16 protein-coding genes and 1 pseudogene are annotated in these 14,458 nt (G+C 69.6%); 13 read left to right on the top strand and 4 right to left on the bottom strand.

Annotated elements, in window-relative coordinates; translation table 11 throughout:
• Positions 1 to 25: 25 nt before the first annotated feature.
• From KOF26_RS01550 to KOF26_RS17365, 8 genes are all read left to right on the top strand, one after another.
• Entirely contained in the window at positions 26 to 253 is a 228-nt protein-coding gene (locus KOF26_RS01550) for a F0F1 ATP synthase subunit C (protein WP_010127014.1), read from the top strand.
• A 60-nt stretch (positions 254 to 313) separates the two neighbouring features.
• On the top strand, positions 314 to 811 hold the full coding sequence (locus tag KOF26_RS01545; RefSeq protein ID WP_216318897.1) for a F0F1 ATP synthase subunit B family protein: 498 nt from the start codon (positions 314 to 316) through the stop codon (positions 809 to 811).
• Positions 812 to 821: 10 nt separating this feature from the next.
• Complete coding sequence (locus KOF26_RS01540; RefSeq protein ID WP_216318894.1) at positions 822 to 1,436, top strand: F0F1 ATP synthase subunit B family protein; 615 nt, start codon at positions 822 to 824, stop codon at positions 1,434 to 1,436.
• A gap of 17 nt (positions 1,437 to 1,453) precedes the next feature.
• Complete coding sequence (locus tag KOF26_RS01535; RefSeq protein ID WP_216318891.1) at positions 1,454 to 1,723, top strand: hypothetical protein; 270 nt, start codon at positions 1,454 to 1,456, stop codon at positions 1,721 to 1,723.
• Between the two features lie 47 nt (positions 1,724 to 1,770).
• Positions 1,771 to 3,693: an excinuclease ABC subunit UvrC gene (gene uvrC, locus KOF26_RS01530; RefSeq protein WP_216318888.1), complete on the top strand. Its 1,923-nt coding sequence runs from the start codon at positions 1,771 to 1,773 to the stop codon at positions 3,691 to 3,693.
• 97 nt (positions 3,694 to 3,790) lie between these two features.
• Positions 3,791 to 4,219, top strand: coding sequence for a hypothetical protein (locus tag KOF26_RS01525; protein ID WP_216318885.1), 429 nt, complete (start codon positions 3,791 to 3,793; stop codon positions 4,217 to 4,219).
• A gap of 87 nt (positions 4,220 to 4,306) precedes the next feature.
• Positions 4,307 to 4,705 carry a hypothetical protein gene (locus tag KOF26_RS01520; protein WP_216318882.1) on the top strand — a complete coding sequence of 133 codons (399 nt, stop codon included), beginning with the start codon at positions 4,307 to 4,309 and terminating at the stop codon, positions 4,703 to 4,705.
• Positions 4,587 to 5,435: a TorF family putative porin gene (locus KOF26_RS17365; RefSeq protein WP_363181692.1), complete on the top strand. Its 849-nt coding sequence runs from the start codon at positions 4,587 to 4,589 to the stop codon at positions 5,433 to 5,435. Before KOF26_RS01520 ends, KOF26_RS17365 begins: the two co-directional genes overlap by 119 nt.
• A gap of 117 nt (positions 5,436 to 5,552) precedes the next feature.
• Here the strand turns inward: KOF26_RS17365 and KOF26_RS17360 are convergent.
• A pseudogene (locus KOF26_RS17360) lies at positions 5,553 to 6,485 on the bottom strand (acyltransferase family protein); the annotation flags it as partial.
• A gap of 131 nt (positions 6,486 to 6,616) precedes the next feature.
• On the opposite strand from KOF26_RS17360, the gene recO reads away from it, so the two are divergent.
• The 5 genes from recO to KOF26_RS01490 are packed head-to-tail and all read left to right on the top strand — an operon-like array spanning position 6,617 to position 10,889.
• Positions 6,617 to 7,345: a DNA repair protein RecO gene (recO, locus tag KOF26_RS01510; RefSeq protein WP_216319903.1), complete on the top strand. Its 729-nt coding sequence runs from the start codon at positions 6,617 to 6,619 to the stop codon at positions 7,343 to 7,345.
• A 46-nt stretch (positions 7,346 to 7,391) separates the two neighbouring features.
• Positions 7,392 to 8,432: a 3-isopropylmalate dehydrogenase gene (gene leuB, locus KOF26_RS01505; RefSeq protein WP_216318876.1), complete on the top strand. Its 1,041-nt coding sequence runs from the start codon at positions 7,392 to 7,394 to the stop codon at positions 8,430 to 8,432.
• A gap of 36 nt (positions 8,433 to 8,468) precedes the next feature.
• On the top strand, positions 8,469 to 9,677 hold the full coding sequence (locus KOF26_RS01500) for a trans-sulfuration enzyme family protein (protein WP_216318873.1): 1,209 nt from the start codon (positions 8,469 to 8,471) through the stop codon (positions 9,675 to 9,677).
• A gap of 1 nt (position 9,678) precedes the next feature.
• Positions 9,679 to 10,083, top strand: coding sequence for a Co2+/Mg2+ efflux facilitator ApaG/CorD (gene apaG, locus KOF26_RS01495; RefSeq protein ID WP_216318870.1), 405 nt, complete (start codon positions 9,679 to 9,681; stop codon positions 10,081 to 10,083).
• A gap of 17 nt (positions 10,084 to 10,100) precedes the next feature.
• Complete coding sequence (locus tag KOF26_RS01490; protein ID WP_216318867.1) at positions 10,101 to 10,889, top strand: LysR family transcriptional regulator; 789 nt, start codon at positions 10,101 to 10,103, stop codon at positions 10,887 to 10,889.
• Positions 10,890 to 10,919: 30 nt separating this feature from the next.
• Here the strand turns inward: KOF26_RS01490 and KOF26_RS01485 are convergent, their stop codons facing one another.
• From KOF26_RS01485 to KOF26_RS01475, 3 genes are all read right to left on the bottom strand, one after another.
• A complete protein-coding gene (locus KOF26_RS01485) occupies positions 10,920 to 11,399 on the bottom strand; it encodes a hypothetical protein (RefSeq protein ID WP_216318864.1) in 480 nt (159 codons plus the stop codon).
• 148 nt (positions 11,400 to 11,547) lie between these two features.
• On the bottom strand, positions 11,548 to 13,527 hold the full coding sequence (gene parE, locus KOF26_RS01480; RefSeq protein ID WP_216318862.1) for a DNA topoisomerase IV subunit B: 1,980 nt from the start codon (positions 13,525 to 13,527) through the stop codon (positions 11,548 to 11,550).
• Positions 13,528 to 13,670: 143 nt separating this feature from the next.
• Positions 13,671 to 14,393, bottom strand: coding sequence for a GcrA family cell cycle regulator (locus KOF26_RS01475; protein ID WP_216318859.1), 723 nt, complete (start codon positions 14,391 to 14,393; stop codon positions 13,671 to 13,673).
• Positions 14,394 to 14,458: the final 65 nt, after the last annotated feature.

Below are 14,458 nucleotides of genomic sequence, written 5' to 3'. Positions count from 1 at the left end.
ATGGTTTGAACAAGGGAGTTTTATCATGGACGCAGAAGCCGCGAAGCTGATCGGCGCCGGTCTGGCCGCGATCGGCGTGGGCCTCGCCGCGCTGGGCGTGGGCAATGTCTTCGGCTCGTTCCTGGAGAGCGCGCTGCGCAATCCGGCCGCCGCCGACGGCCAGCAGGGCCGCCTTTTCATCGGCTTCGCGGCCGCCGAGCTGCTCGGCCTGCTGGCCTTCGTCGTCGCGATGATCCTGCTCTTCGTCGCCTAACAAGATGAGGTCGGGCGGGCGGCGTTCGCGCCGCCCGCGCCAGCTTCTCAGGAATCCTTGATGCCTCAGATCGCGCAGCTCGCCGAAATCTATTCGTCCCAGATCTTCTGGATGCTGGTCGTCTTCGGCCTGATTTACTTCGTCATCGCGAAGTCGATGCTGCCGAAGATCGAGGCGACGATGGACGGCCGCGACAAGCGGGTCCGGGAGGATCTCGTCGCGGCCAGCCGCGCACGGAGCGACGCCGACGAGGCGGAGGCCGGCTATCGTGCCCGCCTCGCCGAGGCTCGCGCCGCCGCGCAGAAGGCCGCTGCCGAGGCCAAGTCGGCCGCCGCCGCCGAAGCCGAGACACGGGTGAAGGCGGCCGATGCCGTCTCCGCCACCAAGCTGGCCGATGCCGAGGCGCGTCTCGCCGTCCAGCGCAACGAGGCGCTGGCCACGATCGAGGGCGTCGCCGCCGAGGCGGCGCAGGACATCGTCCAGCGGCTTTCCGGCGTCGCCGTGGCCCGCGATCGTGCGGACGCGGCGGTGAAGGCCGCGCTGGCGCAGCAGGGCTGAGGATCGACAGATGAGCAACGCAGCCGCCGCCGACGCCACCGTCGCCCACAATCTCGCCAACGCCGACAATTCCATGCCCTTCGCGCCGCACCAGAATGTCGAGGCGACGTTCGTGCAGGGCCATGGCGAGCCCGCCGCCGAGCCGACCGCGCTCGGGCTCGACGCGACCGCCTGGGTCGCGCTCGCCATGATCGTGGTGATCGCGCTGATGCTGGCGAAGAAAGTGCCGGCGGTGATTGGCGCCTCGCTCGACAAGAAGATCGCGGCCATCCGCGCCCAGCTCGACGAGGCCAGCCGGCTGCGCGCCGAGGCCGAGGCGCTGAAGGCGGAATATACCGGCAAGACCGCTGGCGCCGAGGCCGAGGCGGAGGCGATCCGCACCGCCGCCCGGCATGAGGCCGATGCCCTGCTCGCCAAGGCCCGCACCGACGCCGACGCTCTTATCGAGCGCCGCGCCAGGATGGCCGAGGACAAGATCGGCGCCGCCGAGCGTGCCGCTATCGCCGAGGTGCGTGCCAAGGCGGCGTCCGCCGCCGCTGCCGCCGCCGCGACGCTGATCGGCGAGGTGCACGACAAGGCCGCCGACAAGGCGCTGGTCGACGCGGCGATCTCCCGGCTGAACTGATCCGGCAGGCGGCGCCGATGCCGGACGCCGCGGCCGTCTGGTTCGTCTTGCTGTCCGGGCTGTCGAGCCCGGCGCTGGCACTGCCGGCGGTGATCGGCGGCTTCCTGCTGCGGCGTTTCCGCTGGATCGTGCTGATACTGGCGCTGGCCGTGCCGGCGCTGCTCTGGCTGGCCGCCACGCCGGTCCGCTATGATCCGATCGGGCTGGTGATGATCCCCGCCGCAGCGCTGTGGGCCTGGGTGGGGCGAAGCTTTGGACGGTGGTGGGGCGGCAAAGAACGGAAGTGAAACGCAGGGGCTTCAATCCCCCCCTCGCACCCTCTAAATCCCCACCCGTGAACGATACCCCGCCCACCGACCGCTTCAACGAGGAGAAGTCCACCTACACGGTGCGCGGCTCCGACAAGCCGGACCTCGACGCCGGCATTGCGGCGATCCGCAATGTGTTGAAGACCCTGCCGGTCCGGCCTGGCGTCTATCGCATGCAGGATGCGCGCGGCGAGGTGCTGTATGTCGGCAAGGCGCGGGCGCTGAAGAACCGCGTTACCAATTATACCCAGGTCTCCCGCCTGCCGAAGCGGTTGCAGCGCATGGTCGCCCAGACGCGCGGCATGACCATCGTCACCACCAATACCGAGGCCGAGGCGCTGCTGCTCGAGGCGCAGCTGATCAAGCGGTTCCGCCCGCCCTATAATGTGCTGCTGCGCGACGATAAGAGCTTCCCGTTCATCCTGCTGCGCGAGGATCATGAATTTCCACGCGTGCAGCTGCATCGTGGCGCACGGCGCGCCAAGGGGCAGTATTTCGGGCCGTTTGCCGGCGCCGGCGCGGTGCGCAAGACGCTGACCGCGATCCAGAAGCTGTTCCTGCTGCGCTCGTGCACCGACAGTTTCTTCGCCAACCGCACGCGGCCGTGCCTGCTGCATCAGATCAAGCGTTGCTCGGCGCCGTGCGTCGACCGGATCAGCACGGACGATTATGCCGAGCTGGTGCGTGACGCGGAGGATTATCTCTCCGGCCGCTCCACCAAGATGCAGCAGAAGCTCGGCGTCCAGATGCAGGCGGCGGCCGAGGCGATGGACTTCGAACTCGCCGCGGTGCTGCGCGACCGGCTGCGCGCGCTGACCTTCATTCAGGGCAGCCAGTCGATCAACGCCGAGGGCGTGGCCGACGCCGACGTGTTTGCGTTGCACGCCAAGGGCGGCGTCATGTGCATCCAGGCCTTCTTCATCCGCGGCGGCCAGAATTGGGGCCATCGCAGCTTCTTTCCGGCCCATACCGCCGAAGTGCCGGAGGACGAGGTGCTGACCAGCTTTCTCGTCCAGTTCTACGAGGAGGTGCCGCCGGCACGCCTGATCCTGCTCGATCGCGATCTGAGCGAGGCGGCGCTGCTCGCCGAGGCGCTGGCCGATCGCGCCGGCCGCAAGGTCGAGCTGAAGCGGCCGCAGCGCGGCGAGCAGCGCAGGTTGCTCGCCCAGGCCAGCCGCAACGCCGAGGAAGCGCTGGATCGCCACCTCGCCGAATCGACGACGCAGGGGAAGCTGCTCGGCGAGATCGCCAACCTGTTCGAGCTGGGCGAGCCGCCGGGCCGCATCGAGGTCTATGACAACAGCCACATCATGGGCACCAACATGGTCGGCGCGATGATCGTCGCCGGCCCCGAGGGCTTTCGCAAGAGCGCCTATCGCAAGTTCAACATCAAACGGCCCGAGACCGCCCCCGGCGACGATTTCGCGATGATGCGCGAGGTGCTCGAGCGCCGCTTCGCCCGGCTGGAGAAAGAGGATCCCGACCGCAATTCCGGCGAATGGCCCGACCTGCTGCTGATCGACGGCGGCAAGGGCCAGGTGGCGGCGGTGTGCGCCGTGCTCCAGGAGGCGGGCGTCGAGGATGTGCCGGTGGTCGGCATTTCAAAGGGCCCGGATCGCAATGCGGGGCGGGAGCATTTCCACCTGCCCGATGGCCGCGAATCGATGCTGCCGCCAAACTCGCCGGTGCTGTTTTTCCTGCAGCGGCTGCGCGACGAGGCGCATCGCTTCGCCATCGGCACTCATCGCGCCAAGCGGGCGAAGAACTTCACCGCCAGTCCGCTGGACGAGGTGCCGGGCATCGGCCCGGCGCGCAAGCGGGCGCTGCTCATGCATTTCGGCACGGCCCGCGCGGTGCGTGGCGCGGCGCTGGAGGATCTGGAGCGCGCGCCCGGGGTGTCGAAGGCGGTGGCACGCACCATCTACGATCATTTCCACCCGCGCGGCTGAAAAGGTTCGTCGCGTTGGCGAGACGGACCCGCAATGCGCGTCCGCCAATCTAGGGCGGACGACCGGGCTTCACGATCCGGCGCGTGAGGAGACGAGTATGAGCATCATGTTGTTCGCCGCCGCAGCGGCCGTGCACATGCCGGCGACGCTGGATGGGCTGGATCACCGCACCGAGGTGCAGCATCAGGGCGCGGCCGTCGAGCTGGTCTATCGCGGCCGGGCGACGATCCGCAGCAAGCAGGTCGGCGCGGCGAGCTCGACGCGGGTGTCCGCGGTGCGCTGCGCGTGGCGGGTGCATGTCGCTGTCGACCGGACGATGGGGGGCAGCACGCGCACCGTCGCGACGGACGAAATCATGTCGGGAAGCCGGCCCGGCGACTGTCTCGCCAATCGCCGGGCGGTCGGCGAGGACGTGGCAGCGCGGGGCGAGACGGTGCGCGCCCATGTCGCCGCCGTCGCCGGGCGCGATCGGCCGCAGGCGCTGGCCGAGCTGGAGGCGGCCCGCCGCATCGCCTCCCGCGATTGACCGATCGCCCCTTGCCGGCACAGGCGATCCATGTAGGCATGCCGCCCGAGACCGGGCCACTCCATGCCCGGCCGAGAGGAGAGACGGATGCGGGGCCTGTTCTGCCTGACCCTTGCCATTGGCCTGGCCACGACGCCGGCGCTGGCCGCCGACCAGTTTGACCTGCTGTGCAAGGGCCAGCAGAAATTCACGCCGGACGGCGCCGCCACCCCGATCGAGGCGCATTATCGCGTCGACGTGGCGGCCGGCAGCTATTGCCGCGACCAGTGCATCGGCATCGACAAGCTGGCCGGCGCCGCGCCGGGCAAGATCGCGTTCAAGGCCCACGCCAAAGCCAATGAACAGGACGAGCTGGTTGACGAATCCTATGAACCCGCCACCGGCAAATGGGTCGATCTCTATGCCGGCCCCTATCCGCCGGGCGAATATGCCGCCACCGAAGGCAAATGCGAGGCAGCGACGTTCAGCGGCTTCCCGAAGAAATAGGGCCGCGCCGGCGCTGGCCGGCATGATGCTCGCCGCCGCCGCCCCGGGGTGGGCGGCGCCGGACCTTTCATTCGCCGCCGGCATCGCCACCGACGAGCGCCGCAGCGGGTTGAGCTGGAGCGGCGGGCGGGCGGCGGCCTCGACCATGGTCGGGCTCGGGCTGGGCGATCTGCGCCTCGATGCGCGCGCCGTCGCGGCCCGCAACAGCGTGCGCCACGGCGGGGCGGATGCCGTCGTCGATGTGAGCGGCGGCTATGGGCGCAGCTTCGGCGGCTTGCGCGTCGATGGCTGGGTGACGGGACATGTCTTCGCGGGCGGCCGCGAGGCCCTCGATTACATGGAAATCGGCGCGCAGGGCGGGTGGCTGATCGGCCCGGCGCAGCTCGACCTCACCGCCAGCTACGCGCCCGATCAGGCGGCGATCGGCGGCGACAATCTCCGCCTCGGCGCACGCGCGGGCGTCGCCGTGATCGGCACGCCCTTCGCCCTTTCCGCGGCGGCCGGCCATTCCAGCGGCGATACGGACGATCCCCGTCGCGCGGCTCGCCTGCGTCCGGCTGGCGGCTATTGGGACTGGCGGATCGGCGGCAGCTGGACGCGCGGGCCGATCAGCGTCGCGCTCGACTATGTCGGCACGGATATCCGCAGGCGGCGGGCAATCGCCTCGCCATTCGCCGACCCGGGCCATGCCGGTGACGCGGTCGTCGCACGACTGGGCCTGTCCTTCTAGCACCGGGCGACGGCCGCCGACCGGCGCAGGCGGACGATGGCGTGTCAGCCGCCGGCCGTTGAGAAGGAAGGCGATCGCTCCGAACCGCTCGACGAGGCCGTAATGCGCGGTCAGGCAGACGATCAGTGTCACCGCGCAGAAGGCGAAATAGGCCGGCCACCCCCGATAATCCGGGTTCAGCCGGTAGGCGGCCATCTGCATTATCGCCAGCACCACGAAGTGGACGAGGTAGATCGTATAGGCCGCGCGGGAGAGCTGCGGCATCGGCCAGCCGGTCCGGCGAACACGGAGGGCTTGATAGAAAATGCCCAGCGTCACCGACAGCGCCACCGCGCAACGGGCGAGCTGACCGATGGCGCCGCCGACGCTCCGGGGGGAGGCGGGAAGAAACGACGAATGGCTCGACGACAGGACGACCCATCCGACCCACCCGGTATAGGCGGCGATCGCCAGCCACATGTGGCTGCGCCTCGGGGTGATGCTGCCGGCGGCGATGGCATGACCGGCGAGATAGAAGACGGCATAATAGGGCGTGGCCGCGAGGTTGCTGACGAGCAACGGCAGGCGATCCGGTGGCAGCGCCGTCAGCACGACGAGGCCCAGCGACAGCGGCAGCGCGAACGCCACGACCTGCCGCGCCGACGGCGTCATCGGCGGGAGCAATGAGCACAGCATCAGCGCCGGCAGGAACCAGAGGTGGTCGGTTTCCGCCCACCAGTGCGGCGGATTGGTGAACAGGTTCCGGACGATGATTGTCGACACGCCCACAAACGCCAGCGGCACCAGCAAGGTGACGGCGCGCTGCCTGACCCATCCCGGTCGATCATTCTTCAGGCAGGCGAGGAAGCCGGAGATCGCGAAGAAGGTTTCCATCCGGAAGACGTGGATGCCTTCCTTGATGACATATTTGGCCTGCGGGGAGGCGAGCGCGACGGTGCCGTGGAGCGCGATGCCGAGCAAGGCGAGAACCAGGCCCCGCCAGGCGTCGATGCCGTAGATGCGCCGGCCCGGGTCCGGCCGACGGGGTTGAAACCCCTCCGCAGAGGTCATGTGCGCGTCCTTGCGACTCCCCGGCCGGCGCGTCCTCGACGGTGCCTAGCGCATGTTTTACGTAAAATACGCATATTTATTGCTGGAACGGCGCCTTGGCGCTCCGGCCGCGCGGGCGCATGAGGGGCGCGATGCATGTCGCCGCCCACGCCATTGTCTGCGCCATCCGTGTCCATGGCGAGCACGGCGCCATTGCGCGGCTGATGACGCCGGACGACGGGCTGCTCGCCGGCTATGTGCGCGGTGGAAGATCGCGGCGGCTGCGGCCGGTGCTCCAGCCCGGCAATATCGTCGCCGCCGAGTTCCGCGCGCGCACCGAGGACCAGCTTGCCGGTCTCACCGTCGAGCTGGTGCGCAGCCGCGCGGCGCTGCTCGGCGAAGCGCTGGCCACCGCCGCGATCGAATGGCTGACGACGCTCACCGCCGTCGCCTTGCCGGAGGGCCAGCCTTATCCGCGCCTCCACGCCGCCCTCTCCGCGGTGCTGGATGCGGTGGAGGCGGCGCCCAGCGCGCGCGGCTGGGCGGGCGCGGTGGTACGCTATGAATTGCTGCTGTTGGCGGAGCTCGGCTTCGGCCTCGATCTGTCGCGCTGCGTGGCGACCGGGGCCGAGACGCAGTTGCGCTATGTCAGCCCGAAGAGCGCGGGGGCGGTGTCGGCGGGGGCGGGCGCTGCCTATGCCGATCGCCTGCTGCCGCTCCCGGCTTTTCTGGTGGAAGGCGGCGACGCGGATTGGCCGCAGCTGTTCGACGGCTTCCGCCTGACCGGCTGGTTCCTGGAGCGCGACGTGCTGGCGGAGCGACGCGGCGATGCGCTGTCGGCGCGCGAACGGCTTATTTCCCGGCTCAAGCGGCTTGCCTGATCCGCCCCGTCTGGCCATGGACGATCCGATCAGGGAGGATTTGCCGATGTTGGTCGCGCTGTTGCCGGGTGACGGAATTGGGCCGGAGATCATCGCCGAGGCGCGCCGCGTGCTCGAGGCGCTGGATCTCGGCCTCGGTTTCGAGGAAGCGCCGGTCGGTGGCTCGGCGTACAAGGCGCAGGGCCATCCGCTGCCGCCGCGCACGCTCGATCTCGCCCGCCGCGCCGATGCGATCCTGTTCGGCGCAGTCGGCGACCCGGACTGCGACCGGCTGGAGCGGCATCTCCGCCCCGAGCAGGCGATCCTCGGCCTGCGCAAGGAGCTGGGCCTGTTCGCCAATCTCCGCCCGGCGCGGCTGTTCGATGAGCTGCTCGACGCATCGGCGCTGCGCCCGGAGGTGATCCGGGGCACCGACCTCGTCATCGTTCGCGAGCTGAACGGCGACGTCTATTTCGGCGAGAAGGCGATGCGCACCACCGCCGACGGCCTGCGCGAAGGCTATGACGTGATGTCATACAACGAGGCCGAGGTGCGCCGCATCGCCCGCGTCGGCTTCGAGACGGCGCGCGCGCGGGGCGGCCGGCTCTGCTCGGTGGACAAGGCCAATGTGCTGGAGACCTCGCAGCTATGGCGCGACGTCGTCACCGAGGTGGCGGCCGAGTATCCGGACGTTGCGCTAAGCCACATGCTGGTCGACAGCGCGGCGATGCAGCTGGTCCGCGACCCGCGTCAGTTCGACGTCATCGTCACCGGCAATCTGTTCGGCGACATCCTGTCCGATCAGGCGTCGATGTGCGTCGGCTCGATCGGCCTGTTGCCGTCGGCGGCGCTCAACGACGCGCAAAAGGGGCTGTACGAGCCGATCCACGGCTCGGCGCCGGATATCGCCGGGCAGGGCAAGGCCAATCCGCTGGCGACGATCCTGTCGGCGGCGATGATGCTGCGCTATTCGCTGGCGATGCCCGAGCCCGCCGATCGCATCGAGGCGGCGGTGGCCAAGGCCCTGGCCGGCGGCGCGCGCACCGCCGATCTCGGCGGCACGCTGACCGCCGCGCGGATGACGGATGCAGTGCTCGCCGCGCTGTGATTGACGGAAGGCGCGCCCAGCGCGCAAGGGAATGGCATGAAGAAGAAGACCGGACAGGACCGCAGCATCACCCAGGGCTGGCGCCCGGCCACCAAGGCCGTGCGCGGCGGCGTGGCGCGGACGGAATATGGGGAGACGTCCGAGGCGCTCTTCCTGACCTCGGGCTATGCCTATGATTGCGCCGGCGACGCCGCCGCGCGCTTCGCCGGCGAACAGCAGGGGATGACCTATTCGCGCCTGCAGAACCCGACGGTGGAGATGCTGGAGCAGCGCATCGCGCTGATGGAAGGCGCCGAGGCGGCACGCTGCATGGCGTCCGGCATGGCGGCGATGACGGCGGCGCTCCTCTGCCAGCTTTCGGCGGGTGATCATCTCGTCGGGGCGAAGGCGATGTTCGGATCCTGCCGCTGGCTGACCGACACGCTGCTGCCGCGCTTCGGCATCGCCACGACGATCGTCGACGGCACCGATAATGACGCATGGAAGGCGGCGATCCGCCCGGAAACGAAGGCGTTCTTCTTCGAGACGCCGGCCAATCCGACGCTCGACGTGGTCGATATCGCCGCGGTGTGCGGCATCGCCAGGGACGCGGGGATCACCACGGTTTCCGACAACGCCTTCGCCACCGCCTGCCTGCAACGGCCGATGGAATTAGGCGCGGATGTCGTCGCCTATTCCGCCACCAAGATGATGGACGGGCAGGGCCGCGTGCTGGCCGGCGCGGTGTGCGGTACCGAGAAGTTCATCGTCGAGACGCTGCTGCCGTTCACCCGCAACACCGGCCCGACGCTGTCGGCGTTCAACGCCTGGGTGGTGCTGAAGGGGCTGGAGACGCTGGACCTGCGCGTCCGCCGGCAGAGCGAGAACGCGCTGAAGGTGGCGCGATTCCTGGAAAAGCGGGTGCCGCGCGTGCTCTATCCGGCGCTTGCCTCCCATCCGCAGCATGAGCTCGCGATGCGCCAGATGGAGGCGGGCGGCACGATCATGTCGCTCTTCCTCGACGGCGGGCGCGCTCAGGCGCACGGGCTGCTGGACGCGCTGGAGCTGGTCGACATCTCCAACAATGTCGGCGATTCGCGCTCGCTGATGACGCACCCGGCCTCCACCACCCATGCCGGCCTGAAGGAGGAGGTGCGTCTCGACATGGGCATCACCGAGGGCATGCTGCGCCTGTCCATCGGCCTCGAGGATCCGGACGATGTCATCGCCGATTTCGATCAGGCGCTGGGCAAGGCGGGGTTGTGAGGTGAAAGCGCTGTTCCCGCATGCCGAGACGACACGGGGCGTCACGGTGCGGGTGTCGGTAAGCTACCTGCCCGAACAGTCGGAGCCGGCCCGGGGCAAGTGGTTCTGGGCTTATCATATCCGCATCGAAAATGGCGCGACGGAGCCCGTCCAGCTCATCTCCCGCCACTGGCGGATCACCGACGGGCGCGGCGGGCGGCACGATGTGCGGGGAGCCGGCGTCGTCGGCGAACAGCCGGTGATCGGCCCGGGCGAGTCTTACGACTATGTGTCCGGCTGCCCGCTCAATACGCCGACCGGCGCGATGGAGGGCAGCTATCACATGATCGGCGGGGAGGATGGCATGGGTTTCGAGGTTGCCATTCCGCCCTTCGCGCTGGTCAGCCCGGCGCGTGCCGCCGGGTAAGGGGGAAGGGGGCTCCAATGAAGCGTACGCATCTGCCGCTCAACGGCCTGCGCGTGTTCGACGCGGCTGCGCGGCACCTGTCCTTCACCCGCGCCGCCGACGAGCTGGCGGTGACGCCGGCCGCCGTCGGCCAGCAGATTCGCGCGCTTGAGGACACGCTGGGCGTGGTGCTGTTCCGCCGCACCGCCAAGGGGCTCGAGCTGACGGCGGAGGGCGAGGCCGGGCTGGATTCGCTGCGCGCCGGTTTCCTCCAGTTCGAGGAAGCGGTGCGCGCCATGCAGGCCGGCCAATCCTCCAAGACGCTGACCATCGCCGCGCCGCGCGATTTCACCGCGAAATGGCTGGCGAAGCGCCTGTCCGATTACGGTCGCAGCGACCCGGAGCTGCGGTTCGTGCTGATGGCGGCGGAAGGTCCGCTCGATTTCACTCAGGCCAATCTCGACCTGGCCGTGATCCTGGCCGACTCCCCGGGCGAGCATGAGGGCGTGGCGCTGGCCGCACCGGGCTTCGTGACGGTGGGCGTCGACGGCGGCACGGATCGCCCCATCGCCTGGCCGGGATGCCCCTCCGAAGACAAGGGCGCCGGCGGCCTGACCGTGCCGGACGCCGGGCTCGCGCTCGATGCGGCGGCGGAGGGCTTCGGCCGCGCCTGCGTGCCGGCGCTGCTCGCCGCCGCCGACCTCGCCGCCGGCCGGGTGACGGCGGTGGGCGAGACACCGTCCCAGACCGGCTATTGGCTGGTCGCGCCGGTGCCGCAATGGCGCCAGAAGAAGGTCAAGGCGCTGGTGGCGGCGCTGGCGGGCTGAGAACCCGGCGAAGAAGGGCGGGGCTTTTGATCACGCCGCCATCCTCGGCGCCGCGGCGAGCATGCGTTCCCAATTCTCGATCGTCACCGTGGCGAGATATTCGCGCTGCATCTCCGCCGTCAGCACCTCGACGAGCTGGCCGCCCTCGACCCACAGCTCGATGACGCGGAACTTGCCCCCGCGCGTGCAGACCTTGCACGGCCAATCCTCGCGGCGGGCGATGGCGAACACGCGGTCGACGTCCAGCGGCGTGGCGATGGCCATGTGGGTGGCGGTGTAGCGGCGGTGGGCGGCAGTGACGCCGACCGCGTCGTGATCGCCGGGCGCCTCGTGCAGCTCGGTGCCGCGCGGATAGACCTCGATCAGGGTCGAGCGGTCGTCCCCGGCAAACGCCACCCACGATCCGAGGCCGACCGGCGGGAACGGCAGCGCCTTTCCGTCCCACAGCTCGGCGATCACGCTGGCGACGTGCTGGGGGCGATCCGCCTCGATCGAAACATGGAAAAGCATCGCAATACTCCTGGGCTGTGACCCCGGTTGGCGGGGGTGTGAGCGCCTCACTGCGATATGTGCGGCCAATGCCCAGCCGCGCGCGACCGGTGCGCTGCCGGCTGCGACCAGTTTCCGGGGCGTGCGACGAGCGCGCCACGGCGCACGCTCAGGCGTCGATCGCCTCTTCGTCCACCTGGGCGGCGTGATTCTGGATGAAGGCGAAGCGGTGCGACGCCTCGCGGCCCATCAGCCGGTCGACGAGATCGCGCACGGCCGCGCGCTCCTCATATTCCTGCGGCAGGGTGATGCGGATCAGGGTCCGCGTCTTGGGATCCATGGTCGTTTCGCGGAGCTGGCCGGGGTTCATCTCGCCGAGGCCCTTGAAGCGGGCAACGTCGACCTTCTTGCCGCGAAATTCCTTCTTCTCGATCGCGGCGCGATGCGCGTCGTCGCGGGCGTAGAGCGATTTCGCGCCGGCGGTGAGGCGGTAGAGCGGCGGCTGGGCGAGATAGATATGGCCCTGCCGGACCACGTCCGGCATTTCCTGGAAGAAGAAAGTCATCAGCAGGGTGGCGATATGGGCGCCGTCGACATCGGCGTCGGTCATGATCACGATGCGCTCATAGCGCAGCGCCGACGGGTCGCAGTTCTTGCCGGTGCCGCAGCCGAGCGCCTGGATGAGATCGGCGATTTCCTGGTTGGCGCGGATCTTGTCGGCGGAAGCGGATGCGACGTTGAGGATCTTGCCGCGGATCGGCAGGATCGCCTGCGTCTTGCGATCGCGCGCCTGCTTGGCCGAGCCGCCCGCCGAATCGCCCTCCACGATGAACAACTCGGTGCCGGCCGGATCGTCATTGGCGCAATCGGTGAGCTTGCCGGGCAGGCGCAATTTGCGCGACGAGGTCGCCGTCTTGCGCTTCACCTCCCGTTCGGCGCGGCGGCGCAGGCGCTCGTCCATGCGATCCAGCACGAAGCCGAGCAGCGCACGGCCGCGCTCCATATTGTCCGACAGGAAATGATCGAAATGATCGCGCACCGCCCGCTCGACGAGGCCGGCCGCCTCCGGGCTGGTCAGTCGATCCTTGGTCTGGCTCTGGAACTGCGGATTGCGGATGAACACGGAGAGCATGATCTCCGACCCCGTCACCACATCCTCGGCGGTGATGTCCTTGCCCTTCTTCTGGCCGACCAGCTCGGCGAAGGCGCGGATGCCCTTGGTCAACGCCGCGCGCAGGCCCTGCTCGTGGGTGCCGCCGTCAGGCGTCGGGATGGTGTTGCAATAATAGCTGTAGCTGCCCTCCGACCACAGCGGCCAGGCCACCGCCCAGTCCACCGAGCCGGCGCCGTCCGGGAAATTCTGGTGGCCGGTGAAGAAGTCGGCGGTCGCGCATTCGCGACTGCCGACCTGCTCGCGCAGATGGTCGGCGAGGCCGCCCGGGAACTGGAACACCGCTTCGGCGGGCGTGTCGTCGTCGATCAGCGAGGGGTCGCAGCGCCAGCGTATCTCGACGCCGGCGAACAGATAGGCCTTGGACCGCGCGAGGCGGTAGAGCCGGCCGGGGCGGAACTTCGCGCCCTCGCCGAAAATCTCCGGATCGGGCGTGAAGGCGACCTGGGTGCCGCGGCGATTGGGGGCGGCGCCGACCTCCTCCAGGCCGGTCACGGCGAGGCCGCGCGCGAAGGACTGGCGGAACAGCCGCCGGTCGCGTGCCACCTCGATCACCGTCGAGGTCGACAAGGCGTTGACCACCGACACGCCGACGCCGTGCAGGCCGCCCGAGGTGGCATAGGCCTTGTCGGTGAACTTGCCGCCGGAGTGCAGCGTGGTGAGGATCACCTCCAGCGCCGACTTGCCCGGATATTTGGGATGCGGATCGACCGGTATGCCGCGGCCATTGTCGGTGATCGCCAGCCGGTTGTCGGCGCTCAGCGACACCTCGATGCGATTGGCGTGGCCGGCGACGGCCTCGTCCATGGCATTGTCCAGCACCTCGGCGGCGAGATGGTGCAGCGCGCGCTCGTCGGTGCCGCCGATATACATGCCCGGGCGGCGGCGGACGGGCTCCAGCCCCTCCAGCACCTCGATCGCCGAAGCGTCGTAATTTCCGGACGTGGTGGACGGCGCGGACGCGAAGAGATCGGACATGGCCCAAGCGTTAGCGGCTTGCGCGCGCGGAGGCAAAGGGCGGGAAACGGACGGCGGCGGCCTCAGCCTTCCCCGTCACCCTGAACCTGGCTGTCCTTAGCTTGTCGAACGGTTCAGCATGACGAGGGGCCTCGGGTGCGCGCTCAGCGCACGCGCGGACCGCCAAAGGGCAGGGGCGGCGGCGGGCGGCGATCGCGGCGGGGCAGTTGCGCCTGATAGGCGAGGCCGCAATGCTCCACGCAATAAGGGAAACCGGGGTTCACCTGCTGCCCGCAAAAGTGGAAGTCGGGCTCGCCCGGGTGGCCGAGCGGCCATTTGCAGATCTTGTCGTTGAGCTCGAGCAGGCTGGTCTTGCCGGCCATGTCGGCGGACGGGCGGGCCGGCACCATACGGCGCGGCGGCGCCGGCTGGGACGGGGGCTGCTGTTCACCGGGCGACTGGCGCACGAAGCCGCCCGGGCCGACTGAGCGCATCACCGGCTGCGGCGGGGCCGCTGGCGCAGTTGCCGAAGCGGCGGGCTCCGCCGCCGCGGCGGGGGCGGGAGCCGGCGCCGGGGCAGCCGGGCGCGGTGCCGGGCGCGGCGCTTCGGCGCGGGCCTCGATCGTCGGCGGTTCGGGCGTCGGATCGGGTGCGGTGACGAAAGGCGGCGCCTCGACCGGACCGTCGCTGCGCGTCTCCACGGGGGCCACCGTCGGCACCTCATTGGCGCGCACGGGCGATGGCCGCGCCTCGAGACCGAGCCGATGGGCCTTGCCGATCACCGCATTGCGGCTGACGCCGCCGAGCGCCTCGGCGATCTGGCTCGCGGTCATGCCTTGTCCCCAGAGCGTCTTGAGCTGCTCGATGCGCTCGTCGGTCCAGGCCATCAAAAACTCCTTCTTCGGCCATTTGGCCGTGTCGTCGGGCTTGCCCGCATCCGCCGCCGCCGATA

This window comes from Sphingomonas quercus, from assembly GCF_018863195.1.
Classification (GTDB): Bacteria; Pseudomonadota; Alphaproteobacteria; order Sphingomonadales; family Sphingomonadaceae; genus Solisphingomonas; species Solisphingomonas quercus.
The sequence above is the reverse complement of the archived record's forward strand: the minus strand, read 5'-3'. Positions and strand labels throughout refer to the sequence as shown.